The sequence below is a fragment of the Mucilaginibacter sp. P2_A4 genome, from assembly GCF_056405015.1.
This window is the reverse complement of sequence record NZ_JBFUCX010000009.1, coordinates 249,446-275,193: the sequence shown is the minus strand read 5'-3', so window position 1 is coordinate 275,193 and position 25,748 is coordinate 249,446. Positions and strand designations below refer to the sequence as shown.

Here is a 25,748-nt window from a genome sequence, read left to right as displayed (position 1 = left end):
TTTATTTTAGTTTTTGTGATAATTGTGCCACAGCCTGCCCCAATCGCGGACCAAAACCGGTCAGCAGTTCACCATCCATGGTGATGAATTTTTTGTTTTTGCCTGCATTGGTTTGGCTTACGCCTTGTACATTGAGTAAACCAGCTGCGCCACCTAAACTTTCCATACCGCTGCTAAATAATAATATCACATCCGGGTTGGCGGCTACAAGGGCTTCGGATGTTAATGGTTTATAATCATTGAACCCCATTACAGCGTTTTGTCCGCCTGCTAATTGGATGATCTTAGTCAAAGGTGTATTATCCCCGGCAACCATCATGGTACCGGTTCCCCGGGCGTAGATGAACAATATTTTGGGTTTAGTAGTTGTTTTATTCACCTTGTTTGCTGCGGCCAGATCGGTATCGAGTTTTTTGATCATGCCCGCGGCTTGCTGCTGTCCTCCAAATGAAGCGGCAACATCTTTAATTAGTTTACGGGTGCCATCTGCCGAAAACTCCTGGGTAAATAAAACCAGTTTGATACCCGCGGTTTTTAACTGAGCGGCCAATTCTGGTTTTATTTCGGTAGTTAGACCGGTTACCACATCGGGCTGTAAGGCAATAATGCCTTCGGCAGAGATATTGCGGTTGTGGCCTACCTTGGGTTTGCTTTTTAAGCTTTCGGGGAAGTTACTTGTTACATCGGTGCCAATAATATTGTGCTCTAAACCTAAACCCGCTAAAATTTCACTAACCGTACCATTAAGAGATATGATCTTTTGATTATCAGGTACTTGTTCACTGGCTTTTGTGCCGGTGACAAACACGGCCAGCATCATTACTATGATTATTTTTTTCATCTTCAAAAATTTAAAAACAGTCCCCCTTTCGGGGGAGCATTCATTAACCAACTAAAAAAACCTATTTAAAACTTGTAGTGCCATCGCCTTGATACGCAAAACGGAAAGTATAAAAGCGTGATGCTGGTCTTGTAGCCAGGTCAGCAAACGTGGCTGTTGTTGTGTTAGGGTTACCCTTATAGTAACTTATTATTTCAACCTTAGCATAGTTACCCGCTGATGTTTTTAGCACTATTATTTTACCCGGAACGGTAAGTATAGCATGCTGTGGCTCGGTGGTAGCTGTGTAAGTATACCATCCTGATATGGCAGGCGTACCTGCAGCATCCGATTTATAATTGGCTGTTGGCGCTGTAGTTAAGGTTTCAAAAGTGCTGCTCACTATTTGGGCTTGTGTGGTTCCGGTACCGGATGTGCCGCCGTTTATAAATATGCTCGTTCCTTTAAATTTAATATCCCATTTGGTTGACGCTGTATCGGCGCCGGTAATTTGCGCGCCGGTTGAAAGGCTGTAATAAGCAGCGGCTGTTGAGCCGTCAAGATCGGCAACGGTTTTTGTGGTAAGCTTACTTACTGCAGGAGTGGGGTCATCGCTGTTTTTACTGCATGATGATGCCAGTAAAATGATAGCGCTGCTTAATGCCAATGATAAAGTTGTGAATTTGTTCATGTGTTCTATTGTTTGAATTATTATTTAATTTGTGTGTTATTTTTTATTGAAATTATAGGTTATCCCGGCGTAGATAAGCCTGCCCGGCAGGTTAAGGATAACCTGGGCATCTTTATAGTTCAGCAGGTTTTGCGCCGTAATCTGCACCCTGAAGGCATCTTTGAGGAAGGGTTTGGATAGTGATGCGTTAACCAATACGTATCCTTTGGTATATTCATTATTGCGGTTTACAATGCCGTTTCCGTCGGTATCCTTATAACCATACCGGCCGCGATAGATCGCCCTTATGGAAGCGTTGATGCCGGTTTTATCTTCCTGGTAGTTTACCCGAACATTATAGGTGTATTTGGACCGGCCAAGCAGGCCGCCGTAATCGCTTCTTTTAATAACCTTAGTGAGGTTGGTTTCCGGATCTTTTGTAAAGACCTTGCCGGCGGCAATCTGGTCCAATACATCCTGATCGTAAGCTTCCAGGTATTGAAAGCCAGCTGCTACCTGCAAGGATTTAAATAACTGGTAACTCAGGTCGGTTTCTATGCCTTGCGTGTAAACCTTATTCAGGTTGAAGTAGGAAAATACGGATTGCCCGTTAGTTTTGATAGCGATGGCCGCTGTTTCAATCAGATTTGTAATGTTGTTGCGGAAAAGATTGGCTGTCCAATAGAGTTTATTTGTAGGTTTGTAGCGGTAACCTAAATTAAAAGCGGTAGAACTTTCGGCATTTAAACTTTTCAGCGTAGCAGGATCTATCAATATGGTTTCAATTTGCCCCGCCTGCTGTAAGCGCTGTATACCCGCGCTTGCTTCTTCATAACCAAAAACACTGTAACCAACTTCGGCATTGGTGAAGTTTAAATAAAGCTGGCGGAAGTCGGGCGCCTTATAGCCTTTGCCTGCCGACCCCAATACAGTGAATTTTGAACTAAGCGCATAGCTTGCTGCCAACTTGGGGCTAAACTGCGATTTGTAAACGCTATGCACATCATACCTGCCACCGGCAATAACATCCAGCTTTTTTACCGGCAGCCAGTCGGCCTGGAAATAGCCATAGCCAGAAGTGAATGATTGTAATTTGGTGTAGCGTGTTGCTTCAACTGTTTCATACTGGCCGCCAGCTCCGGCGGTTAGTTTCAGGTTATCCTTTATCGCATAATCGTTCTGCAGTTCGGCACGGTTAAAGGTCTGGTTAAAATAGGTTTGATCATATACCGATTTATCATCCTCGTACCTTACATCCGAATTGGTTTTATAAGTTGACCGATAGAGCTGCAAGGTAGAAAGCAACTTATCCGTAAAGCGATGGGTAATAACCGGTGCTATGTTAAAGTCTTTTTCGGTACCCGTACCCCCGGCATAACGGTTGTCTACCAGGTACCTGCTATCCTGATCATTGGTATAATATCTTACAGAAAGTTTGATCGTTGTTCTATCGTCTATTTTATAAGATGATTTACCATTCAGCGTATAACCAGCAAACGGGAAAACCGTAGGCAGGCCAGACGAAGATTGTAACGTATAGCCACCACTGCTATATCGGTTAGCAAAACCCGAAATGTAAAATCGATCATTCTTATAGGCCGAATTTAACGTGAGGTCTGCCGTGTTGTTGGTGCCATACCGCGTGGCTAATCCTCCCGAAATCCCTTTTGCCGGATCGGCAGTTATAATATTCACAACACCAGCCATCGCTTCGCTGCCATACAGGGAAGATGTGGGGCCTTTTACAATTTCTATCCGGTCAATATTATTAGTGGTGATTCTGGAAAGCTCCAGGATACCTGTATTGCGGCCAATTAACGGTAGTCCGTCTATTAGGATCATTGTGTAGGCCGGATCAAAACCCTGTATTTGTATACCTTGCCCATGCGGGTCATCTAAAATGGTCATGCCGGTTTGTTCTGCCAAAACTTCATTTAATCGTACCAAACCTTTTTTCTTTATTTCATCCGCCGTAATCCGTGTTATAGGTATAGGCACCTGTTGCAGGCTTTTGGGCGTGCGTGTGCCGGTAACTACCACTTCTTTCAACTGCTTAATATTTACAGTGTCCTTTTTTAATGTATCCCGCCTTTGCGCATAGGCTATATTGAATGTGTATGGTATAGCTAAAACGTAAAGGATATATTTTATTTGCATTTATTTAGACTAATTAAAAATAATGATGCAAATTTGGACGATTTATAAATAGCATGATAACGCCAACGGGATTATAATAAACGCGATACGGATTAATGATGATCAGGATTACTTCGCCCTTAGCAGGCACATATGATTATACCCTAAGCGATCTTTGGGATTTAGGTACACATGAGGAATCGATATTTAATTATTCAGCCAATTGGGGCGATTTGAAGGTACAATCCGTAGTATTAAAGGATATCATGATTTTTGATATTGATATCAGCTGTAAAGAAGATCTTGTAGTTACAGTAGAGATCAATTCGTTATGCCTGATGATGAACTTTACTTTATCCGGTAGGTCGCTGCCTGTAGCAGATGACCGTTTTATCTTTGAAGAGGGGCAACACCACAGCATTTTTTCTTCGGGTTATTCAAAATTCACTGTAGGTGTTCAGGATAATTTTAGGTTTGTTTGTATTTGTTTTTTGGAGGGCAGTTTAAAACGAATCGTGTCCGATGTAATTGCGCAACTCTCTGAAGTCTCGGAAATTGCCAGCCAACGACTTATCCTACTTCAGTCAAGCAGGCCAACAACCCCTCAAATGAGCGATATCATTCAGAGTATGATGTATTGTATCCATAAAAAAGGAAATCATCATATTTATTTTGAAGCAAAAGCGTTGGAGCTGCTTTTCCTGGAGCTGGATCAGCTTGAAACCATCTCTATGCAATCATCGAATTTGTTTTTAAAGGAACATGACCTTGAGCGGATCCACCAGGCAAAAATGATAGTAGAGAAAAACTTACTAAATCCATGCTCATTGATAGAACTGGCGCATAAAGTTGGCTTGAATGATTTTAAATTGAAAAAAGGCTTCAGGGAAGTTTTAGGAACAACTGTTTTTGGTTATTTATATGATTTGCGGATGGAAAAAGCTAAAATACTTTTAACCGGTGGAAGATCTGTACGTGAGGTTGCTTATGAAGTGGGATATAAAAATGCGCATCATTTTACAAAGGCATTCAAGAAAAAGTTTGGTTATCTGCCCAGTGGAATTAAAAAACTAACGGTGATTATGTTTTTTTCGGTCGGGATATTTTGAATAGCGATGATTATTGTAACCTCCCAATCGATTGTGATTTTTTGCAAAATAGACTCAATCAACTTAAATCTTCCTGGTGATACGTTTTTACAATAAAAATAAATTGCATATTTGCGTGCTTATTATTTAAGTTGAAAGCGTCCTGCCGCGTTTCAGTCAATAACCAATTAAAAAATGAAAGAAGATTTACTTAGGGGCAAATTCAAAATTTTTAAGCAATTATTTTTATGCCATTCTAAAGTCTCGTCTTTTTCAGGTGATCTCAGGCACCTGAGGTTTATGCTTTGCAACTGATTTTAAGGCGGGATAAAATAGATGTTGAACTTAAGTAGCTATACCGATCCGGAATTAGTCGATCTACTCAAAAAAGATAACCATACAGCTGTTAATGAAATTTATAACAGGTATTGGAAGAAAATGCTCTTAATAGCCTGGAACCATAGTAACGATAAAACAGTAGCCAAAGATATTGTTCATGAAGTTTTTATTTCGCTTTGGGAGCGGCGTCATTTGGTTGATGTTTTAAACCTGCCGGCTTTTTTGGCCACTGCTGTTAAATTTAGTGTATATAAATATCAGCAAAGGGAAAGTAGGCGTTTAGAGCTGGCAAAACAAAACTATCAATTTAATGAGTTAATTGATGATGAAGAAAAGTTAGATGCCCGTTTTCTTCAGGAATATATTGACGGAATTGTAGAAGAAATGCCAGAAAAATGCCGCCTGGTATTTCGTTATAGCCGGGAAATGGGTTTGAAAAATAACGAAATAGCCGATAAAATAAATATTACCGAAAAAGGAGTTGAAGCAACTCTAACCCGTGCATTAAAGATCATCAGAGGCGAACTTAAAAATTACGGCCTCAGCATTTTAATCGCACTCCATACCATTTACATGCTGTTCAGGTAAATTATTCAGCCTCATAATTTTTTTTATTTTTTTTTTATTGAACCATATAGGGTAACCCCATGCCTTATGGTACATGTATATACTAACACAATAACCAATTGGACCAGGAACATATTTACAGCTTAATCAAGAAATTCAGGGATAATACTGTCTCAGAAGCTGAGAAAGAAGAATTGTTAAATTGGTATCGCCAAAAGGCATATCAGGATGCGGAATTCCCCGAAAGCGAAGATAGTGTGGGCGATTTTATGCGCGCACGTCTTAATAGTCAAATTAAGCCGGCCGGCAGAAATAAAAGAAACAGAACCTGGCTGGCAGCAGCGGCTATTTTGATATTGCTCGGCGCGACGGGAGTTTTAATCTCACGGTTTTCTGGAAAAGGAAGAAGTGACAATTACGCTTTATCGAAAGTAAATGATGTTTCTCCCGGCGGCAATAAAGCGATATTAACCTTAGCCGATGGTTCAAAAATATCGTTAAACGATGCCGGTAATGGAAAAATTGCCAGTCAAAGCGGTATCAGGGTAACACAGGCGGCAAATGGCCAGCTTATTTATACGATTAAAGAGCCCGTAAAATCTAAGGTAGATTCTGATCAGACAAATACTGCCCCGATAGCCTATAACACCATTGAAACTCCGAAAGGTGGACAATACCAGGTGATTTTGCCCGATGGATCAAAAGTATGGCTCAACGCATTTTCCTCAATTAAATTTCCGTTAAGCTTTGCTGCGGCAAAGGAGCGCCGGGTTGAATTAAAAGGGGAGGCGTATTTTGAAGTTGTTCATGATCAAAAATCTCCTTTTAAAGTACAAACTGAAATGCAGGAAGTAGAGGATTTGGGCACACATTTTAATATCAACGCCTATGCCGATGAGGCAAGCACCAAAACCAGCCTATTACAGGGTAAGGTTCGTGTAACTGCTGGCAGTAAAAGCACCCTGCTTGTTCCCGGTCAGCAGGCTACACTGACCAACGACTTCAAAATCTCTAAAGTAAATACAGAAGAAGTTATCGCCTGGAAGAATGGCTATTTCAACTTTGACGACGAACGACTGGAAAATGTGATGAAAAGTATTGCCAGATGGTATGATGTAACAGTTGTTTACCAGGACGAAAGTTTGAAGAACGAAACCTTTGGCGCGGTAACCACCCGTTTTGCCAATATTTCAACGCTTCTTAAAATAATGGAACAAACAGGTGATGCTCATTTTACCATTGAAGGCTCAACTATTAAGATAAGCAAGTCAAGACCGTCCCCCTCAATTAAGAATAATAAACCAACCAATTAAACCCAATTTAAATATGAGAAATACAAATATTCCCCCTTAATCTAAGATCAAAAAAAGGTTTATAAAGCAGAACAGGAGCACTCGCGATGCCCCTGCTCAATGGCTTTGTTTAAACCGGAATGCAATTGTCATAACATTTCTTACTTAAAACAGCCTTAACAAATGTATAAAAATTTTACTACAAACATTTGTATGCCTTCGGGCTACGCCAAGAAATTTCTGTTCATCATGAAGATTACCACATTTATCCTCTTTCTTGCCTTTATGCAAGCAAGCGCGGCGGTTTTTTCTCAAAAAATCACTTATAAGGAAAATGATGTCTCTTTAAAAAAGGTGTTCACAGAAATTAACAAACAAACAGGATACAATATTTTCTGGTCGCCAAAAAGCATTAAAAATGCACATAAGTTAGATGTGGATTTTCAAAACACATCACTTGAAGATGCACTTAAAATTTGCTTAACCAACCAACAACTTACCTATACCATTGAAGGTAAATCGGTAATTATTAAAAATGCATCGGTAAATAACACCAATGACCCTATAACTTCCATAATGGCAGATATTACCATTACCGGAACAGTAAGGGATAATAAAGGGGCAACCTTGCCCGGGGTGAGTATTTCCGTGGTAGACAATCTTAAAGTTGGTACGGTTACTGATAATAATGGTAAGTTCATTTTAGATGTAAAGAATGGTGCCACTATCAGGGTATCATTTGTAGGCTTTGTTTCACAAACTTTCACTATCAGTCCCGATAATAAGCTGTTTAATATTGTTTTAGTTGAAGATGTAAAACAAGCCGAGGAAGTAGTGATTACCGCTTACGGTAAAAAAGAGAGAAAAGAAGCCATAGTAGGCTCTGTTACATCTGTAAAGCCGGGCGAACTAAAGATACCGGCGAGCAATTTAACTAATGCGTTGGCCGGGCAGGCCGCAGGTATTATCGCATTCCAGGGGAATGGCCAGCCGGGGCAGGATAATTCTACCTTCTTTATCCGAGGTGTTACTACTTTCGGCTACAAGGTTGATCCGCTTATCCTGATCGATAATATCGAGCTTACTACCAATGACCTTGCACGTTTGCAGGTTGATGATATAGCAAGCTTCTCTATATTGAAAGATGCAAGTGCTACAGCATTATATGGTGCCAGGGGAGCGAATGGTGTTATATTGGTTAGTACTAAGCAAGGTAAAATAGGGGCGCCGCTCATTAGCTTCCGTGTAGAAAATTCCATATCTCAAAATACCCAATCACTGCAGATTGCTGACCCGATTACTTACATGAATTTGTATAATGAGGCCACGCTATCCAGAGATCCTTTATTGCCTGTACGTTTTAACCAGGATAAGATCATCAATACGCAAAATACCATCAACAAAACCCCTGGTTATAACCAATACGTTTATCCTGCGGTTGATTGGTTAGACTTATTAGTAAAACCCCGCACATCAACGCAAAGAGGAAATTTGAGTGTAAGCGGAGGCACCCCGTTTGCCCGCTATTATGTTGGAGGATCATACAATCTTGATCATGGGAATTTAAAGCAGGATTTGGCAAATAATAATGATAACAATGTTAAGTTTCAAAATTACCAGCTACGTTCAAATGTAAACCTCAATCTTACTAAAACAACGGAAGCCATTCTTCGCTTTTCCGGAACTTTCAGTGAATACTCAGGTCCTCAAACTACCAGTGGTTCATTCAGTTCGGATGTTTACAAGCTGGCGTTGCATGTAAGCCCGGTTGATTTTGCCGCTTACTATCCCGCGGATTCGGCTAACAGGGGAACTCAGCACATTTTATTTGGTAAACCAACTGACATTGGCGTACCGGCTACCAACCCCTATGCCGAACTGCTGAGGGGACATAAAACATCCTCGGAATCAAGGGTATTGGCGCAAATAGAATTAAACCAAAATCTGAACTTTATTACCAGTGGGTTAAACTTTCATGGTATATTCAGTACCAACCGGTATTCATACTTTGATGCCAGTTATCTGTACAAGCCATTTTACTATAACATAGCCAGTTACGATAAAAGCCATGATACCTATACTTTAAATTGGCTTAACCCCAAACCCGGTGATGCTCTTGAATACCTCCAATATTATGGCGGAACGCCGGTAATAAGCAACCAGGTGTATTTGCAGGGAAATTTGGATTATAGCAAGCAACTGGATAGCCACAATATTTCGGCAACCTTGGTTTGGACACGACAACAAACCGTATACTCCAATGCGGGCAGTCTTATTAATGCGCTCCCTCATCGTAATCTTGGGCTTGCAGGTAGGGCGGGTTATAATTACCTGAGCAAATATTTTCTTGAGTTTAACTTTGGTTACAACGGTTCGGAGCGGTTTTCTGCCGAACACAGGTATGGTTTTTTCCCAACCATTGGAGCGGGCTGGCTGGTATCCGAAGAAAAATTCTTTGAGCCATTCAGGAACTTTTTTGACAGGATGAAAATACGGGCAAGCTATGGCCTGGTAGGTAATGATGCCATTAGTGATCGTCGTTTCTTCTATGCTTCGGACGTAAACCTTGATGCCGGCGGGTATGCGGTTTTTGGAACAAACGCGGCCTATGCTCACGGCGGCGTAAGTATCAACAACTACCCCGATCCTAATGTAACATGGGAAACATCCAAACAGGCCAACATTGCCCTAGAGTTAACCATGTTTAAAAATTTAAATATTACGGCCGAGTTTTATAACTACAACAGGTATAACATACTGCAGCAGCGATCTTATATCCCTACAACTTCTGGTTTGGAAGCGCCTATATATGCCAATTTAGGTAAAGCCAATTCAAAAGGTATTGACCTTTCCATGGATTATAAGCAAAATATCAATAAATCATGGACGATATCCGGTCGGGGCAATTTAACGCTTGCGACAGACAAGTATACTTATTACGAAGAGCCAAACTATCCTGAAGCATACAGGCATTTTGTAGGGCAACCTATCCGAGAAGGGTACGGGCTTATTGCCGATAGATTGTTTGTGGATGATGCTGAAGCGCAAAGTTCGCCTACGCAAATATTTTCAGCCGGCGGCAAAGCGCCAAGAGGCGGTGATATTAAGTATCATGATCTTAACGGCGATGGTATTATTGACAACCGCGATCAAACCTTCCTTGGTTATCCGCAGGTTCCAGAAATTGTATATGGTTACGGACTATCTGTACAATATAAAAACTTTGACCTATCCGCTTTTTTCCAGGGACAGGCAAGGGTATCATTTTTTATAGACCCCAACCAGGTTAGCCCGTTTGTACCAAGCCAGGAACCCTATGTGTATGGTAATACGCAATTGGTAAAACAATTTGCGGATGATCATTGGTCCGAAGGTAACCAGAACCTGTATGCAACATACCCAAGGTTAGGAACAACCAGGAGCGATATTGAAAATAACCTGCAGGCCAGTACGTGGTGGCTGCGTGATGGGTCTTTTATGCGGCTTAAATCGGCAGAAGTGGGCTTCTCTTTACCTGCATCAGTATCAAAAGCATTGGGTATAAAAAGTTTAAGAGTTTACTTCAACGGTTTAAACCTCATTACATGGAGCTCATTTAAACTATGGGACCCCGAACTTGGTGGTAACGGTTTTAACTATCCGATACAAAAAGTATACAATATTGGTGTAAATGTTAATTTATAAAATGAACATGATTATGAAATTTAATTATAAATATTTCTGCCTTTTAGTATTGATGTTATCAGGCACTTCCTGTAAAAAATACCTTGATGTGGTGCCGCCGAATGTGGGTACAATTGATTACGCTTTCAGAAGCAGAAATGAGGCCGAAAATTATCTTTTTACCTGTTATTCGGCATTGCAACAGCAATTGAATGATTTGAATAGAAGCCCTGGTAATACCACATCTTCCGAAATTATTTTTCCGCTCAACCTGCCAAGCAACCCAATTGATATCACTGGTTATACCTTAATAACCGGTACCCAAAACGTTGGTAATCCCGGGTTGAATTTCTGGGATGGCTCTGGCAATGGTACGGCACTGTTCCAGGCTATCAGGAAATGTAACACCATGCTGGAGAACATTGATAAACCTTTGGACCTTACTGCGGCAGAAAAGAAAAGGTGGATTGCGGAAACAAAATTCCTCAAAGCTTATTACAATTATAGCCTTTTCAGGTTGTATGGCCCCATCCCGCTTATTGATGTGAATTTACCTGTTGAAGCGTCAACTGCCCAGGTTAAGTACAAGCGTCAATCTGTTGATGAGGTAGTGAATTATATAATTGCACTATTTGACCAGGCCATTCCCGATCTCCCTTTGACGATTGAAAACCCGGCGAAAGAACTTGGAAGGATAACCAAACCGGCGGCTGAAGCTATTAAAGCCGAAGTATTGATGACTGCTGCCAGTCCACTTTTTAATGGCAATCCCGACTATGCTAACTTTAAGGATAAAAGCGGCAAAGCATTGTTCCCGGCTGCTTATGATGCCACCAAATGGCAAAAGGCACTTGATGCCTGTAAAACAGCTATAGCCGATTGCCAGGCAGCCGGCCTGCATTTGAATACCAATTTTATACCTGCTGGTGGAGTTACCAATCTCCCGGATTCTTTAAAGAGGGTATTGACTTTCCAGAATGCTCTGACAGAAAAATGGGATACCAACCCCGAACTAATTTATGCCCTAAGTAACGACTGGCATGGACAGGAATATTGTATCCCGAGGTTAACGCAAAAGGCTAATCAAAACGAAGGGCAAAATCCGGCTTATTTTGCTGTGCCAATTTCTACAACCGAACTCTTTTACACCAATAAGGGAGTACCCATTGATGAAGATAAAACATGGGATTATGCCAACCGTAACCAGTTAAGAACAGGCGATGCGGCCAATTTCTTTTATATAAAACAGGGATATCAAACTATAAAGGCCCATTTTGATCGAGAGCCAAGATTTTATGGCAGTATTGGCTTTGATGGCGGTATTTGGTTTGGCGATGGTGTTTTAGATGCTAAACAAGCTCGTTTTGTACCAGCAAGGGGGATAACCGCTGTTGCAGGGCCGAAGAATCCGCAAAAAACCAATATTACAGGCTATTGGCCCAAAAAACTCGCCAATTATCTTACGGTGTATGATGATGGTTTTAACTGGGTAACCTATTCAATGCCGGTAATGCGTATGGGAGGCTTGTACCTGTTATATGCAGAAGCATTGAATGAAGTAAACGGACCTACATCAGAAGCCATATCATATGTTGATCAGGTACGTGCACGGGCGGGCTTAGATGGCGTAGTTAGCTCATGGGCAAATTATTCTAAAACTCCCTCAAAACCTGCATCTAAAGAAGGCTTAAGGGCAATTATTCACCAGGAAAGGAGAATAGAGCTTTGTTTTGAAGGACAGAGCGGCTGGGACTTACGCCGGTGGAAAGAGCTTCAATCTGTTTTGAGCGCACCATTAAGAGGCTGGAGCATACAGGAAGACCAGGCGATCAATTATTATCGTGCCCGCAATGTGGAAATACCTGTTTTTAATACCAGGGATTACCTGTGGCCAATTTCAAGTACTGCTCTTGTGGTAAATGATAACCTGGTGCAAAATCCTTTCTGGTAGAGCCGGGTGTATGTTTTCAAATAGTATAAATCATTAAAAAGAAAATCATGAGCGATATTAATATAAAGCATATATACATTTTTTGTTGTGTGCTTATGCTTTCGGCAACATGTTTGGTTTCGTGTAAAAAGAGCGATAACTATAAAGTTCCCGGAACAACAGATAAGACAAAGCCCGGCATTGTTACCAATGTTAAGGTGAAGAATTTTAAAGGCGGAGCGGTTTTAACTTATGCTTTGCCGGCTAATGATAACCTGTTATATGTAGTTGCCGATTATAAGATTAACGGTAAGGTGTCCAGGCAAACCAAATCAAGTTTTTTCCTGGATACGATCAGGGTTGACGGTTTTCAATTCAGTAAGGAATATACGGTTACATTGCATGCGGTAACCCGGGCCAATATACAATCAGATCCTGTTACTGTCACCGTTCATCCAGATACGCCATATTATCAGTCTATCCGTAAATCATTGAAGCTTGCAGCAGATTTTGGAGGTATCAATATTCAGGCCTTTAATCGCGACAAAAGATCAGTAGGGATTAACCTGGTGACTATAGATCCGGTGGATAACAAATTTGTGATCAGCGATCAGCACTTTACATTTTCGGATACTATTAACTATGCGGTAAGGGGATATTCTACAAATCCAACAAAATTTGGCGTGTACGTAACAGATCAGTTCGGCAATGTTTCTGATACTTCAATAGTTACCCTTACGCCATTATATGAAGAGTTGCTTGATAAAAAGAAGTTTTTTACCTACCCCATGTTTAGTGATGGTTACATTGGCTACGGCGGTATACTTCCATATTTATGGGATGGCTTAATAAAAGAAGGTCCGGGTTCTTCACCGTGGCAAACTACCGTAGGCGCCACTTACAAAAGGTCGCAAGGCACTTTTGGGGTAGGGCGAACCTATAAACTGAGCCACTTTGTAATGTGGACAAGAGGTTACGGTTACGCAAACGCTAAAGTTTTCACCATTTGGGGCTCAAATAAGGATAATCCCCAGGATGCAGAAACAGTTAAAGGCAATAAACCCGGCGCGGTAATAGGCGATTGGACTGTTTTAGGCACTTATCGCTTCCCGGATCCGCCATCAGGTCTTCCACAGGGCCAAACTAACGATGCAGACCAGGCATTTATTGACAAGGGTGTAAGTTTTGATGTGCCTTTCAGCGCCCCAAGTGTGAAATACATCCGGGTGGTTGTAGACGAAACCTGGTTTGGCCTTGAATATACCTATATGCAGGAATTATCTTTTTATGGAATTCCACAGTAATTTTTAAACCAGAATAGACATGAAGATCAGTTTTAAAAATATAATATGGTTGCTTTTACCGGTGATCATATCGGGGTGCTCAAAAAAGAATGAGAATTATAAAGCCCTTATAAAAGATGGTGAAATCCATTATCCCGGGGTAATTGCCAATACAAATTACCGGGCCGGAAATTTACGCACCATGCTGTTATGGAATCCAAGTCCCGATCCTAAAATTGCCAAATATGTAGTTTATTGGAACAATAAGCAGGATTCACTTACAGTTTCGGCAACAAGCCATGATCCTTTAGATACCGTTAAAACACTGGTTTCTAATTTAAAGGAGGGTACTTATAATTTCAACGTGTATTCTATAGATAGCGAAGGCCATGTTTCCATATCTACCAGTATAAACGGTGTAAGGGTTTATGGGCCAATTTATCTCAGCGGGATTTTTAACAGGGGATATAATGCTGATACCCCTTTTCTTGTAAATCCTTTAGCTGGCTCTGTTAAGCTAAAATTCAATGCACCGGATTCTATCAATTTGAAAACAGTTATCAAATATATTAGCAATGCCGGGAAGACTAACACGGTGATATTAAAGCCGGATAGCAATACCATAACACTGAACGATTTTAAGTTTGGAACCGATATTACGTACCAGTCAAGTTACTTTCCGCTTAAAGGCGCAATAGATACATTTACGGTAGCCAATGCCGGTACTTATCCATTTGTAAGACTTTACGGGGATGTATCAAGCGCTTACATTAAAAATCCGGGTTATCCTTTTATTAGGGGCGATAACGGTCGTAACAAATGGGGAACACCCAAAGACTGGCAGTGGACGCCTAACGTTGTAAATCAAACCAACAACGGTAACGGTGGTGGATGGTCCAGCGACTATGGCGGCGTTGTACACGTTGAAGCTAAAGATTATAGTGGCGATCCTGTTGTTAACGGCAAAGTTTATCAAAGTTTCACCATACTGCCGGGAAGTTATGAACTTGATTTTTCAACTGCGGGCTATGGCGGTACTATAGACGCGAACGAAATGGTTGCTTTGGGATCAACATTGCCTGATATTGATAAATTAAAAGGTAACGCCAACGTGCTTGCCATATTTAACGGAAATCAAAACAACTTAGGCGGCAAACACACGCTTTCATTTACAATTACGCAAAAAACTACCATTTGCATAGGCTGGGTTATAACAACCGGCTCATATACTTATATGCAGTTTACCGGAGTAGCCTTGCGCATTTTATAATATATCAGCTTAATATCTATTTGTATTCATAATCCTTCAGTATGTAACAGTATTGAAGGGTTATATAATGAATATCAGTTTCAAGTTTCTTATGAAACAAACCCTAACTATGATTAAATCTTACCAGTATTATTCAAAACTCGTAGCCATCATATTGATGGTTATAGGGAGTTGCCAAAAACTAATTGCCCAATCCAATATTGTTTATCTTAATAGTTCAAAAGACCGGTTATGGAAAGTAAAACCCCAGGCCGATGCTGCGGGTGATGAAGACAAAATAAAATCAGTTGGTTATACTACCGATAACTGGGTTCCGGCCATAGTGCCGGGGACAACTTTTGCTTCATATGTTGCTGCCGGGTTAGAGAAAGACCCCAATTTTGGCGATAATATTTACAAAGTTGATAAAGCTAAATACGACCGCAACTTTTGGTATCGTACCGAATTTAAAATACCAGTCACTTATTCTAAAAAAAATATCTGGCTAAATTTTAAAGGCGTAAACCGCAAGGCGGATATCTACCTGAACGGAACACTGCTTGGCAGCCTTGACGGTTTTATGCAACGCGGACAATATAACATCAGTAGGTTGGTAAAAGGCAATGAAAAAAATGTGCTGGCTGTATTGGTATATCTGCCAAAACAACCATTGGCAAACGTGGGTAGTCCCAACTATGTTTCAAGCGCGGGCTGGGATTGGATGCCTTACGTCCCTGGACTAAATTCGGGGATCACTGACAATGTTTACCTGAGCAATACAGGTGACATAACAATCAAAGACCCATGGATCCAGGCCAAACTACCAACCAATGCCCGGGCCGACTTGTCAATCGCTTTAGAGGTTAACAACAATGCGGCTACCTCACAGGCTGCAATCATCAAAGGTGTGATTACGCCCGGCAATATTGAATTTTCAAAAAAAGTATATATTGATGCCCACGGAACCACAGATGTTAAGTTGAACAAACGCGATTTTGAGCAACTGATGATCAACAGTCCTAAACTGTGGTGGCCAAACGGCTATGGTGAGCCCAATCTATACAATTGCAAACTGAGCGTATCAGTCGGCGATGAGGTTTCTGATCTGCAGAACATCAAATTCGGGATAAAAAGATATAGTTATGATACACTGGGTCACGTGTTGCACCTGGCCATTAATGGTGTTAAAGTATTTATTAAAGGCGGCGACTGGGGCATGTCAGAATATATGCTGCGCTGCCGTGGCGCGGCGTATGATACCCGTGTGAGGTTGCACAAAGAAATGAATTTTAACATGATCCGTAACTGGATAGGTTCTGTTACAGACGAAGAGTTTTACGATGCCTGCGATAAATACGGCATCATGGTATGGGATGATTTTTGGCTGAACGCCAATCCAAACCTGCCGGCCGACATCAATGTGTTTAATGCCAATGCCATTGAGAAAATAAAACGTTTCCGCAATCATCCGGCCATTGCGGTATGGTGTGCAGAAAATGAAGGCTGGCCCGAAGCTCCGCTAAGTAACTGGCTCAAGGAAGATCTGGCCACTTTTGATGGCGGCGACCGCTACTACCAGCCCAACTCGCACGCCGAAAACCTGACAGGCAGCGGTCCCTGGGCAAGTAAAGATCCACGGTATTATTTCACCGCTTCCCCAACGGGCCTCGGTGGCAATAAAGGCTGGGGCTTACGTACCGAACTGGGCACTGCCGTTTTTACCAACTTTGACAGCTTTAAAAAATTTATGCCTAAGGATAAATGGTGGCCACGTAATGAAATGTGGAACCAGCACTTTTTTGGCCCACTTGCTTTTAATGCCGGTCCGGATCAGTATGATGAAAGCGTAAACAGCTATGGTGCGCCAAAGGGTATTGAAGATTATTGCCGCAAGGCTCAGTTTGTAAACATCGAAACCAATAAAGCCATGTTTGAGGGCTGGCAGGATGCTATGGGCGAGGATGCTTCGGGGTTGATGACCTGGATGAGTCAATCGGCATATCCATCAATGGTATGGCAAACTTATGATTATTACTATGACCTTACCGGTGCTTTCTGGGGAGCCAAAAAGGCCTGTGAGCCATTGCACATCCAGTGGAACCCGGTAACCAACGCCATCAAGATCATCAATACTACCCGTGTCGATGTGGAAGGTTTAACCGCCACAGCCGATGTATACAACCTGGATGGACAAGTGGTTAAACAATATAGCATTTCAAAAACAGCAGATGCACCCGCTAATAGTGCCGGAGAAGTTTTTGATATCAAATTTAATCCCTATAAAGCCGATCTGGCTAAAGGCAAAAAAGTGTATGCTTCATCATCAACCAATGGTGATGCCGGAGCGGTTAATGATGGCAACATCAGCACCCGCTGGGCCAGCGAATACAGGGATGGCGAGTGGATTACTATCGATTTGGGTAAAGATGAAGTAGTTAACGGTGTTGGTCTTACCTGGGAAGATGCTTATGCCAAAGCATTCAAAATCCAGGTATCTACTGATGGTAACCACTGGCATGATGTATACAGCACGGATGATGGACGCCAGGGGGAGCAAAAGATCATGTTCCCGGAGGTAACCGCGAGGTATGTAAGAATGCAGGGGGTAGAAAGGGCTACTTACTGGGGGTATTCGCTTTACAATTTTGAAGTTTACCAGGGCGATGTAGCCAGCGATGGGTTATCGGGTGTACATTTTATCAAGCTAAAATTAACGGACAAAGCAGGCAAACTGGTATCAGATAACTTTTACTGGAGAGGGAACAAGCGCAAGGATTATACCGCTTTAAACACGCTACCTAAAGTGGATTTAAAGGTTACCTATAAAACGGTTAAGGCCGATGGCAAATACTTCATCACGGGCCAGGTTACCAATCCGGCAACATCAAAGGCAGTAGCATTTGGAATTAGGGTGCAAGCCCTAAGGGCGTCAAACGGGGAGCAGATATTACCGGCTATTGCGAACGATAACTATTTCAGCCTGATGCCGGGCGAAACCAAAACTGTGAAAATTGAATTTGATGCCGATGTTTTGGGCGATGATAGTATTAAGCTTACCGCCGATCCTTATAATAACAATATAAACCGCTAAGCATTTTAACTAATTGATATACGGTGGGGCAATTAACCTTATCGTATATCTTTTTAAATGTTGATTTATAATATAGATACTATGAAGAAGTTTTTTTTGGGTTTTACATCCATTGTTTTGATAACAACAGCATCTTTTGGTGCTGTGAACAAAGATCCCGACAAGCCCTTATACAAGGAAAAAAAAGCGGCCATTAAAGATCGTGTTGAAGATTTGTTCAAAAGGATGACCTTAAAGGAGAAGATAGCGCAGTTGCAAAACAGGGCTTCGGGTAAATCTGATGAGATTGACAATATTTTTAAAGGTGAAAGTTATGGGTGTACTCATGAAATGAGCATGAACGCCACGGATTGTGCAGAGATGTATCAGAAACTGCAAGCTTATATGCTTACAAAAACACGGTTGGGTATCCCTATCCTCACTGCTGCAGAGGGCATTGAAGGGATATTGCAAAACAATTGCACTTTGTTTCCGCAGGCTTTGGCACAGGGCAGCACGTTTAATCCAGCGTTGATTGGCAGGATGACAGCTGCCGCGGGCGAGGAAGCAAAAGTGATAGGTATACATCAAATTCTATCTCCTGTACTTGATATTGCCCGTGAGCTCCGCTGGGGCAGGGTAGAGGAGACTTTTGGAGAGGATCCTTACCTGATAGCCCAAATGGGTGTGGCTTTTGTAAATGGTTATCAAAAGTATAATATCACTTGTACCCCCAAACACTTTATGGCTCATGGCTCTCCCTCGGGCGGACTGAACTGCGCCAATGTGAGCGGCGGCGAACGCGAATTGAGGAGCTTGTATATGTACCCTTTTAAAAGGGTAATTGCCGAAACCAATCCCTGGTCCATAATGTCGTGCTACAGTTCATATGATGGAGTCGCGCTATCCGGTTCACATTACTACATGACTGATATTTTACGCGGCGAACTGGGCTTTAAAGGCTATGTATATTCAGACTGGGGTTCAGTTGACCGCTTGCAAACCTTTCACCATGCGGTAGATACACAGGAAGACGCCGCCAGGATGTCTTTAATAGCCGGGGTTGACCTCGATGTTGACGGTGCCTACGGAACACTGGAAAAAATGGTTGGGAACGGTAAGCTTGATCTGAAATTTATTGACCAGGCCGTACGCCGGGTGTTAACCGCGAAATTTACACTTGGCCTGTTTGATAACCCATATGGCGATCCGGCTAAAGTGGCTAAAGTAGTTCGCAATGCAGATCATATAGCGCTAAGTAAAGAAGTGGCCGACGAAAGCGCCGTTTTACTTAAAAATAACAACAATATTCTTCCTTTAAATTTATCAAAAATACAATCGATTGCAGTTATTGGTCCCAATAGTGATCAAACTGTATTTGGAGATTACGCATGGACAAACCGGGACACTAAAGAAGGGGTTAGCTTATTGCAGGGCCTTAAAGAGGTTGTAGGTGATAAAATTATATTACGCCATGCGGAAGGCTGTGATTGGTGGAGCCAAAACAAGGCAGGTATTCCTGAGGCTGTTAAAGCAGCCGAGGCAAGTGACCTGGTTATTGTTGCCATTGGTACACGCAGTACATTTCTGGGGCGCAGCCCCCAAAATTCCACAGCAGGGGAAGGGTTCGATCTTTCCTCTCTTGAACTACCGGGTGCCCAGGAAGACTTGTTAAAAGCAATTAAGGCCACTGGTAAACCTATGGTTGTGGTATTTATTGCGGGCAAGCCACTGGCCATGCCCTGGGTAAAAGATAATGCCGATGCGGTGCTTGTTCAATGGTATGGTGGCGAAAAACAAGGCAGAACACTGGCAGATATTCTGACAGGTTCAATAAATCCTTCGGGCCGGTTAAATGTTTCGTTTCCCCGTAGTACAGGCAACAGCCCCAGTTATTATAATCACTTCATAACAGACCGGAATGAACCTTTTGATCGTCCCGGTAGCCCTGAAGAGCCGAAAGGGCATTATATTTTTGATAAACCTGATCCGCTTTGGGATTTCGGCTATGGTTTAAGCTATACTACATTCAAATACCAGAGTTGTACCTTAAAAGACTCTGTTTTTAGCTCGACAGGTACAATTAAAGTTGATGTGGAAGTTGAAAATACGGGGATTCGGGATGGTAAAGAAGTTGTGCAGCTTTATGTAAGGGATAAGGTGAGTTCTGTTGCTACGCCAGTGCAACAACTTAAGGCATTCAAAAAAGAGCTCATCAAAGCCGGCAAGCGGACAAAAATAACGCTTGAAGTTCCTGTTTCAGAATTAGGCTTATATAACGATAAAATGCAGTACGTGGTTGAGCCTGGCGAATTTGATATCCAGGTGGGTAGTGCGGCAGATAATATATACTTTCATAAAACCATTACTGTAAAATAATCAAAAGTAGCCTGATGTTGATTTCCTTAAAACTATATTTAATTACGGTCTTAACTTTTTTAATCCTGCTATTTAACGGGATAACCACCTACGCTCAAGAAAAATCGGCAAAGGCTGGCGCCTGGGGCGATCAGTTAAACGGCACTTTTAAAAACCCGATACTTAATGCCGACTACTCCGACCCCGATGTGATCAGGGTTGGCGATAGCTTTTACATGGTTTGTTCAGATTTTCATTTTATGGGGATGCCAGTTTTAATGTCAAAAGACCTGGTTAACTGGAGTATTGTAGGCCGGGTTTACGATAGGCTGGATATTGATGATAAGTATAACACGATGGATAAATACGGCAGCGGCAGCTGGGCGCCATCAATCCGTTACCACAAGGGTAAGTTTTATGTTTATTTCTGTACGCCGGATGAAGGCTTGTACATGAGTACCGCTACAGATCCAGCGGGTAAATGGGCTCCTTTGCATGAAGTTAAAAGAACAGGTGGATGGGAAGACCCCTGCCCGTTTTGGGATAGCGACGGGCAGGCTTACCTTGGGCATAGCAAGCTGGGCGCCGGCCCTATTATTATACATAAAATGACCGCCGATGGCAAACAGTTGCTTGATGAGGGTAAAACTGTTTATGAAGGCCCAACATCAGAAGGTACCAAGATTTACAAGCGAAACGGTTATTATTATATTATTATTCCTGAGGGAGGTGTGGGCACCGGGTACGAAACCGCTTTGCGATCAAAAAACATCTACGGTCCATATGAAAGAAAGATTGTATTAGAGCAGGGCAAAACCGGGATAAATGGTCCCCATCAGGGAGGCCTGATAGAATTAAGATCGGGCGAGTCATGGTTTATACACTTCCAGGGTGTGGGTGCATTAGGCAGGGTTTGCCACCTTGAACCGGTTAAATGGGTGGACGATTGGCCTTTAATGGGTATAGACAATGACAAAAACGGTGTAGGTGAACCGGTAAGCATATATCCCAAACCCAATACTGGTAAGCAAGCAATAATAAGTACCCCGCAAACCTCCGATGAATTCAATAGCAATAAACTGGGGCTGCAATGGCAATGGAATCATAATCCGGTTAACAACAAATGGTCGGTTAATCACCCTAAAGGGTTTTTATCGCTTTCGGCAATGAAAGCGGCTGATAACAAGCATGCTAAAAATACGCTTACCCAAAAGCTAATGGGTAAATCAGGCAAAATAACTACGCTGCTTAATTCGCAGGAAATGGCTGTTGGTCAAAAGGCTGGGCTATGTTTATTAGGAGGAAATATACAGGAGATAGGTTTGATGAAAACAGATAGTACTGTGAATATTTACGCAGATAATAATGGGAAAATAACCATGGGCGCAATTATTAAACAAAACCATGTTTATTTACGGGTGATTATTGATTTATATACAAAGCACACATTTTTGCAATATAGTACAGATGGTAAAGTGTTTACCCGGTTGGGTGATGAGTGTAGTTTGTCTGATTACAATTATTGGAAAGCGGTAAGGCCTGGATTGTTTTCTTACAACACGGTTCAGGATTTAGGCGACGGGAAGTTTGATTGGTTTCATTATGAATACGATGGCCCCAATGGAGGGCTGTAATGAACAGCTTTGCACTTCAATAGGCTACTGAACAAAATAGTCATGTTTAGTTCAATAAATTGAATTGTTTCCAGGTCTCTAACTTTTAAGGAAAGTTAGGGATCTGGAAACTTCTGTAATAAGGTTGTATCAGTTCAAATACTCGCGCTGATATTTATTTCTGTAATCAATAGGTGAGAGGCCCGTTATTCGTTTAAATGTAGTACGAAAAGCTTTATTATCAGTATAACCCACATTATACATCACTTCGTTCACATTATCGCGGGAAGTTTCCAGGCTTACTTTTGCTGCTTCGATCTTTACCCGCTGAATATATTCAGCAACAGTATTGGCTGTGGCTTTTTTAAAGCGGCGTTCCAGGTTTCTTCTCCCTAAAGCAAACATGGATGCCAGTTGTTCTACACTTATTTTTTCCTGGTAATTCTTTTCAATAAATTCCTGCGCCTTTTTTATGGGATCATCCGCATGATCTTTTTGTCCCTGGAAAATTATAAATGATGACTGGCTGGTACGTTCCATTTCAATGGCGAAAACTTTGGAGCTCAAAATAGCCATGTCTCTACCGGCAAATTTCTCTATCAGGTATAAAATAAGATTGAGATAGGAGAAGGCCCCACCACTGGAATAAATACCTTGTTCGTCGGTAATTATTTTTTCAGTAACCAGGTTAACATCCGGGAACATTGCTCTGAATTGATTAGCGGCCATCCAATGAGTAGCACACCTTTTGCCCTTCAATAAGCCGGTTGAAGCCAATAGAAATGCCCCCATGCACAAGCTGGCCACCTCGGCGCCATTGTTATATTGCTCAATTATCCATGGAATAAAGGCCTTGTTATTTTCAATTGCAGTAGTTATTTCTCCATCAAGAGCAGGGATGATGATGAGGTTGGTTTCCTTTACATCTCCAAATAAAACATCGGCATTGGCTGTAAAGCAGCCGCCGCTAACAGGTGTTTCTTTTTCCAGGCCAACCAATTCAACCTTAAAAACAGGATCTTTGCCCATTGCCAGAAAAAATTGGTTTACTTGTGTAAATAACTGTCGCGAACCTTCAAGGCTTCCTAAAATGGCACCTTTGGGTACTAAGATGGATATATGCTTCATATATCAAAAATAAAATAAAGAGCTATTGTAAACAAGATTTATTATTAACTCCAATCTTATTTATAATTAACATCTTTCCTCGTTTTTATAAAAAATTAATTTGCAATTATTTCAATATCAGTGCTATTAATGTCCGTTCCATGATGTCATACCCTTGATTTGTTTTATTGCTCGTGATATTATTCATAACGACAATTGTGTCATCATAAGTAAACGTATTAACAACAAGTCAATTCACAATTTTCGAGGTATTTACATAGTGGGTGCCTGTTCGTAGATGTACCATGTCTGTTCGGGTGTGGGCCTTTTAGCGGCCAATATAATGGCTGAGTTTGCCTTCCCTTTAATATCGGCAGGAGTAACGTAAAGTTCGGTGCCTTTTAATTTAATAAGATAGGTGTCTTTTTTTACCCCGATAAATTCATATTGCTGATTGGGCGATCCCTTTACAAATGGCTGCTCTTCGAACGGAATATCAGCATTAATTTGCTGGCTCGCGGGTTGAAAGGTTTTATTGGTTAGCAGGTTTTGCAATTGGTAAGTATTTGCCCCTATATTTTTAAAACTCCAGGTCATGCACTTCCAGTTTTCGGGATAATACATGACCAATGGCGTGCCGTTGGCTGATGCTGCATCTTTTACACGTAAAAGCATCCCTGTTTGTACATTTTTAATAGCATAGTTTCCTTTAATATCCTGCGAAAACGCAAGGAGCGAAGGAAACATAAACACAATTAATAACTGAAGTGATTTTTTCATAGGTAGTTAAATGAGGTTAGTTTTTATTCAAACGGTTAGTTTATTTTAATTGTTTCGTAATTGAACGCAATATAGTTTTTGGCATGCTCACTATTAACTGTTTAAGGAGATTTTATTGAGTAAAGCAAGGGGTGTCATGTGTTTTGTCATGTTTTATGGTGATTTTTTGTCAGTTTATTTGCTGCGTGTCATGTGTGGTGACAAATTGACAAAAAAAATTGCAAAAGGCTAAGGGTATTAAAGTTGCTTAATTCAAGGCTTGTTTTTCTGTTACAATTCGTATTTCAGCTTTATTTTTATCTAAAAAGAGCTTTCAAGCCGCTATTTTTTTATTTTCTGGGTATTAAAGCCTTGATTTTTCAATATGTCAGGTTTTTGTATCATTAATTTGTAAGTTTTTTAGGATCTGAATTTTTACCTCATAAAAATGGACTTTATTTTTTTTTATAAAAAAAAAGCACCGCTAATTTTTTCAAAACCTACAACAATTTTTGTGAAACATTTTTTTTGACGAATTTAATTTTTAGCCTTTTGAGAGGTAATATCTCCGCATTTTTTGTGGCATGTTTTTAGTCGAATTACGTTCAGGAAACCGAAAATGTTTATCACATAAACCCATTAAAATAAGGGAATTATAGGGTAAATAATAGTGCTTCCGCAAGCTATTAAAAATATAAAATCACTTAAAAAATTAAAACTATGTTAATCGTATTAGAAGTTGCAGCATTTTTAGCAGTTATCATTTTACCTTTAATTCCAGCTAAAAAAGTTGCGAAATAAATAAGGTATCAGGTAACCATCAATAATTCAACAATCACTTAAAAAATTAAAACTATGTTAATCGTATTAGAAGTTGCGGCATTTTTGGCAATTATCATTTTGCCTTTAATTCCAGCTAAAAAAGTTGCAAAATAATTAGGGTATTACATTCAGTTGTAAACAAAAGATGGATAGCACTTGGGCTACCCGTCTTTTTTTGTTTATAGGTTTAGGTAAATTTTTAATGCAGCTGTTTTTGTAAATAGCTTGCTTTATCGGTTATCTCCATTGTAGCTGTGCCGTCAACTTTGCCGGCATAAAATTGCTGCACCGGGTGCTCCTCCAGGTTGAGGCGGCTTTTGTCAAGTAGCGAATAGTTGAGGCTCTTAATTTTATTATTTTTGTAAATGGCAAAATAGGAACTGTCTTTCGCCGCCAGGCTTAGTTTGTTAACATCTAAATTATTGATATCATAGTGGCCTCCTCCTGTAACTATAAAATTCAGGGAATCAATGTTTGATGGCTTATCCCTAATCATTACATCTGCAGAATTTGCGTTTACAGATAGGACATGATCGCCTTCTATCTCTACCAAATTGCCACTTGGTGCATAATCGTTAAAATCGCCAAGATTACTGTGTTTAGTCATTATTTCAAAGGAAATAAAAAGCGTATCGTTTTTCACCGTCGCCTTCACATTCTCCTTGTACTGTTTGATAACGTTTACATAGTTACCAGGCTGATGATCTGCACTCCCGATATTAATAAAATTGCCAATTGATATTCTTGGCCTCCAATAGGTAATGCTTCTGCGTTGTATCGTACCCCCGAAGCCAATAATCACAATGTGTTTAAACGGCGCTATTTTTTGTCTTGCCAGCGTGTTGGATTCGTCAAGGTAATAGTCGCGGGTAAAATCGCCTCTTTTAAATTCGTTTCTTAGCAAAACATTGTAAGCCACTAATGATATTGGGATACAAGAAAAAAATATGATGAGTAATTTGGTGCTTGTTTTCATATGTAA

Annotated in this window: 16 protein-coding genes; 10 read left to right on the top strand and 6 right to left on the bottom strand. The window is 41.0% G+C overall.

What is annotated here, in order from left to right:
* Position 1: 1 nt before the first annotated feature.
* The 3 genes from AC1DYB_RS17850 to AC1DYB_RS17840 form a co-directional block, all read right to left on the bottom strand.
* Complete coding sequence (locus tag AC1DYB_RS17850) at positions 2 to 841, bottom strand: heme/hemin ABC transporter substrate-binding protein (RefSeq protein WP_477436941.1); 840 nt, start codon at positions 839 to 841, stop codon at positions 2 to 4.
* Between the two features lie 61 nt (positions 842 to 902).
* The gene (locus AC1DYB_RS17845; RefSeq protein WP_477436940.1) at positions 903 to 1,511 is read right to left on the bottom strand and encodes an HmuY family protein; all 609 of its coding nucleotides are present in this window, start codon (positions 1,509 to 1,511) and stop codon (positions 903 to 905) included.
* 36 nt (positions 1,512 to 1,547) lie between these two features.
* On the bottom strand, positions 1,548 to 3,647 hold the full coding sequence (locus AC1DYB_RS17840; RefSeq protein ID WP_477436939.1) for a TonB-dependent receptor plug domain-containing protein: 2,100 nt from the start codon (positions 3,645 to 3,647) through the stop codon (positions 1,548 to 1,550).
* A 95-nt stretch (positions 3,648 to 3,742) separates the two neighbouring features.
* On the opposite strand from AC1DYB_RS17840, the gene AC1DYB_RS17835 reads away from it, so the two are divergent.
* The 10 genes from AC1DYB_RS17835 (at position 3,743) to AC1DYB_RS17790 (ending at position 22,099) form a co-directional block, all read left to right on the top strand.
* Positions 3,743 to 4,735, top strand: coding sequence for a helix-turn-helix transcriptional regulator (locus AC1DYB_RS17835; RefSeq protein ID WP_477436938.1), 993 nt, complete (start codon positions 3,743 to 3,745; stop codon positions 4,733 to 4,735).
* Between the two features lie 315 nt (positions 4,736 to 5,050).
* Entirely contained in the window at positions 5,051 to 5,641 is a 591-nt protein-coding gene (locus AC1DYB_RS17830; protein WP_295713678.1) for a sigma-70 family RNA polymerase sigma factor, read from the top strand.
* A 98-nt stretch (positions 5,642 to 5,739) separates the two neighbouring features.
* The gene (locus AC1DYB_RS17825; protein WP_477436937.1) at positions 5,740 to 6,933 is read left to right on the top strand and encodes a FecR family protein; all 1,194 of its coding nucleotides are present in this window, start codon (positions 5,740 to 5,742) and stop codon (positions 6,931 to 6,933) included.
* A 162-nt stretch (positions 6,934 to 7,095) separates the two neighbouring features.
* Complete coding sequence (locus AC1DYB_RS17820) at positions 7,096 to 10,596, top strand: TonB-dependent receptor (RefSeq protein ID WP_477436936.1); 3,501 nt, start codon at positions 7,096 to 7,098, stop codon at positions 10,594 to 10,596.
* A 13-nt stretch (positions 10,597 to 10,609) separates the two neighbouring features.
* Complete coding sequence (locus tag AC1DYB_RS17815; protein WP_477436935.1) at positions 10,610 to 12,526, top strand: RagB/SusD family nutrient uptake outer membrane protein; 1,917 nt, start codon at positions 10,610 to 10,612, stop codon at positions 12,524 to 12,526.
* 47 nt (positions 12,527 to 12,573) lie between these two features.
* Entirely contained in the window at positions 12,574 to 13,809 is a 1,236-nt protein-coding gene (locus AC1DYB_RS17810; RefSeq protein ID WP_477436934.1) for a DUF4959 domain-containing protein, read from the top strand.
* A gap of 19 nt (positions 13,810 to 13,828) precedes the next feature.
* Positions 13,829 to 15,058, top strand: a complete 1,230-nt coding sequence (locus AC1DYB_RS17805) for a DUF4998 domain-containing protein (protein ID WP_477436933.1) — start codon at positions 13,829 to 13,831, stop codon at positions 15,056 to 15,058.
* A 109-nt stretch (positions 15,059 to 15,167) separates the two neighbouring features.
* Positions 15,168 to 18,128 carry a discoidin domain-containing protein gene (locus tag AC1DYB_RS17800; RefSeq protein ID WP_477436932.1) on the top strand — a complete coding sequence of 987 codons (2,961 nt, stop codon included), beginning with the start codon at positions 15,168 to 15,170 and terminating at the stop codon, positions 18,126 to 18,128.
* Positions 18,129 to 18,209: 81 nt separating this feature from the next.
* A complete protein-coding gene (locus tag AC1DYB_RS17795; RefSeq protein ID WP_477436931.1) occupies positions 18,210 to 20,486 on the top strand; it encodes a glycoside hydrolase family 3 N-terminal domain-containing protein in 2,277 nt (758 codons plus the stop codon).
* Positions 20,487 to 20,500: 14 nt separating this feature from the next.
* A complete protein-coding gene (locus tag AC1DYB_RS17790) occupies positions 20,501 to 22,099 on the top strand; it encodes a glycoside hydrolase family 43 protein (RefSeq protein WP_477436930.1) in 1,599 nt (532 codons plus the stop codon).
* Positions 22,100 to 22,228: 129 nt separating this feature from the next.
* On the opposite strand, the gene AC1DYB_RS17785 is transcribed toward AC1DYB_RS17790, so the two are convergent.
* From AC1DYB_RS17785 to AC1DYB_RS17775, 3 genes are all read right to left on the bottom strand, one after another.
* Positions 22,229 to 23,206, bottom strand: coding sequence for a GlxA family transcriptional regulator (locus AC1DYB_RS17785; protein ID WP_477436929.1), 978 nt, complete (start codon positions 23,204 to 23,206; stop codon positions 22,229 to 22,231).
* A gap of 252 nt (positions 23,207 to 23,458) precedes the next feature.
* Complete coding sequence (locus AC1DYB_RS17780) at positions 23,459 to 23,965, bottom strand: RICIN domain-containing protein (protein WP_477436928.1); 507 nt, start codon at positions 23,963 to 23,965, stop codon at positions 23,459 to 23,461.
* Positions 23,966 to 24,965: 1,000 nt separating this feature from the next.
* Positions 24,966 to 25,742 (bottom strand): GIN domain-containing protein, encoded by a 777-nt coding sequence (locus tag AC1DYB_RS17775; RefSeq protein WP_477436927.1) that lies wholly within the window; start codon positions 25,740 to 25,742, stop codon positions 24,966 to 24,968.
* Between the last annotated feature and the right edge of the window lie 6 nt (positions 25,743 to 25,748).

Bases quoted from the DNA above. Each gene is read 5' to 3' on its own strand.
- AC1DYB_RS17780 (WP_477436928.1), bottom strand. From the start codon at position 23,965: ATGAAAAAATCACTTCAGTTATTAATTGTGTTTATGTTTCCTTCGCTC.
- AC1DYB_RS17800 (WP_477436932.1), top strand. From the start codon at position 15,168: ATGATTAAATCTTACCAGTATTATTCAAAACTCGTAGCCATCATATTG.
- AC1DYB_RS17795 (WP_477436931.1), top strand. From the start codon at position 18,210: ATGAAGAAGTTTTTTTTGGGTTTTACATCCATTGTTTTGATAACAACA.
- AC1DYB_RS17835 (WP_477436938.1), top strand. From the start codon at position 3,743: ATGATGATCAGGATTACTTCGCCCTTAGCAGGCACATATGATTATACC.
- AC1DYB_RS17850 (WP_477436941.1), bottom strand. From the start codon at position 841: ATGAAAAAAATAATCATAGTAATGATGCTGGCCGTGTTTGTCACCGGC.
- AC1DYB_RS17830 (WP_295713678.1), top strand. From the start codon at position 5,051: ATGTTGAACTTAAGTAGCTATACCGATCCGGAATTAGTCGATCTACTC.
- AC1DYB_RS17810 (WP_477436934.1), top strand. From the start codon at position 12,574: ATGAGCGATATTAATATAAAGCATATATACATTTTTTGTTGTGTGCTT.
- AC1DYB_RS17775 (WP_477436927.1), bottom strand. From the start codon at position 25,742: ATGAAAACAAGCACCAAATTACTCATCATATTTTTTTCTTGTATCCCA.
- AC1DYB_RS17815 (WP_477436935.1), top strand. From the start codon at position 10,610: ATGAAATTTAATTATAAATATTTCTGCCTTTTAGTATTGATGTTATCA.
- AC1DYB_RS17785 (WP_477436929.1), bottom strand. From the start codon at position 23,206: ATGAAGCATATATCCATCTTAGTACCCAAAGGTGCCATTTTAGGAAGC.
- AC1DYB_RS17840 (WP_477436939.1), bottom strand. From the start codon at position 3,647: ATGCAAATAAAATATATCCTTTACGTTTTAGCTATACCATACACATTC.
- AC1DYB_RS17820 (WP_477436936.1), top strand. From the start codon at position 7,096: ATGTATAAAAATTTTACTACAAACATTTGTATGCCTTCGGGCTACGCC.
- AC1DYB_RS17805 (WP_477436933.1), top strand. From the start codon at position 13,829: ATGAAGATCAGTTTTAAAAATATAATATGGTTGCTTTTACCGGTGATC.
- AC1DYB_RS17790 (WP_477436930.1), top strand. From the start codon at position 20,501: ATGTTGATTTCCTTAAAACTATATTTAATTACGGTCTTAACTTTTTTA.
- AC1DYB_RS17845 (WP_477436940.1), bottom strand. From the start codon at position 1,511: ATGAACAAATTCACAACTTTATCATTGGCATTAAGCAGCGCTATCATT.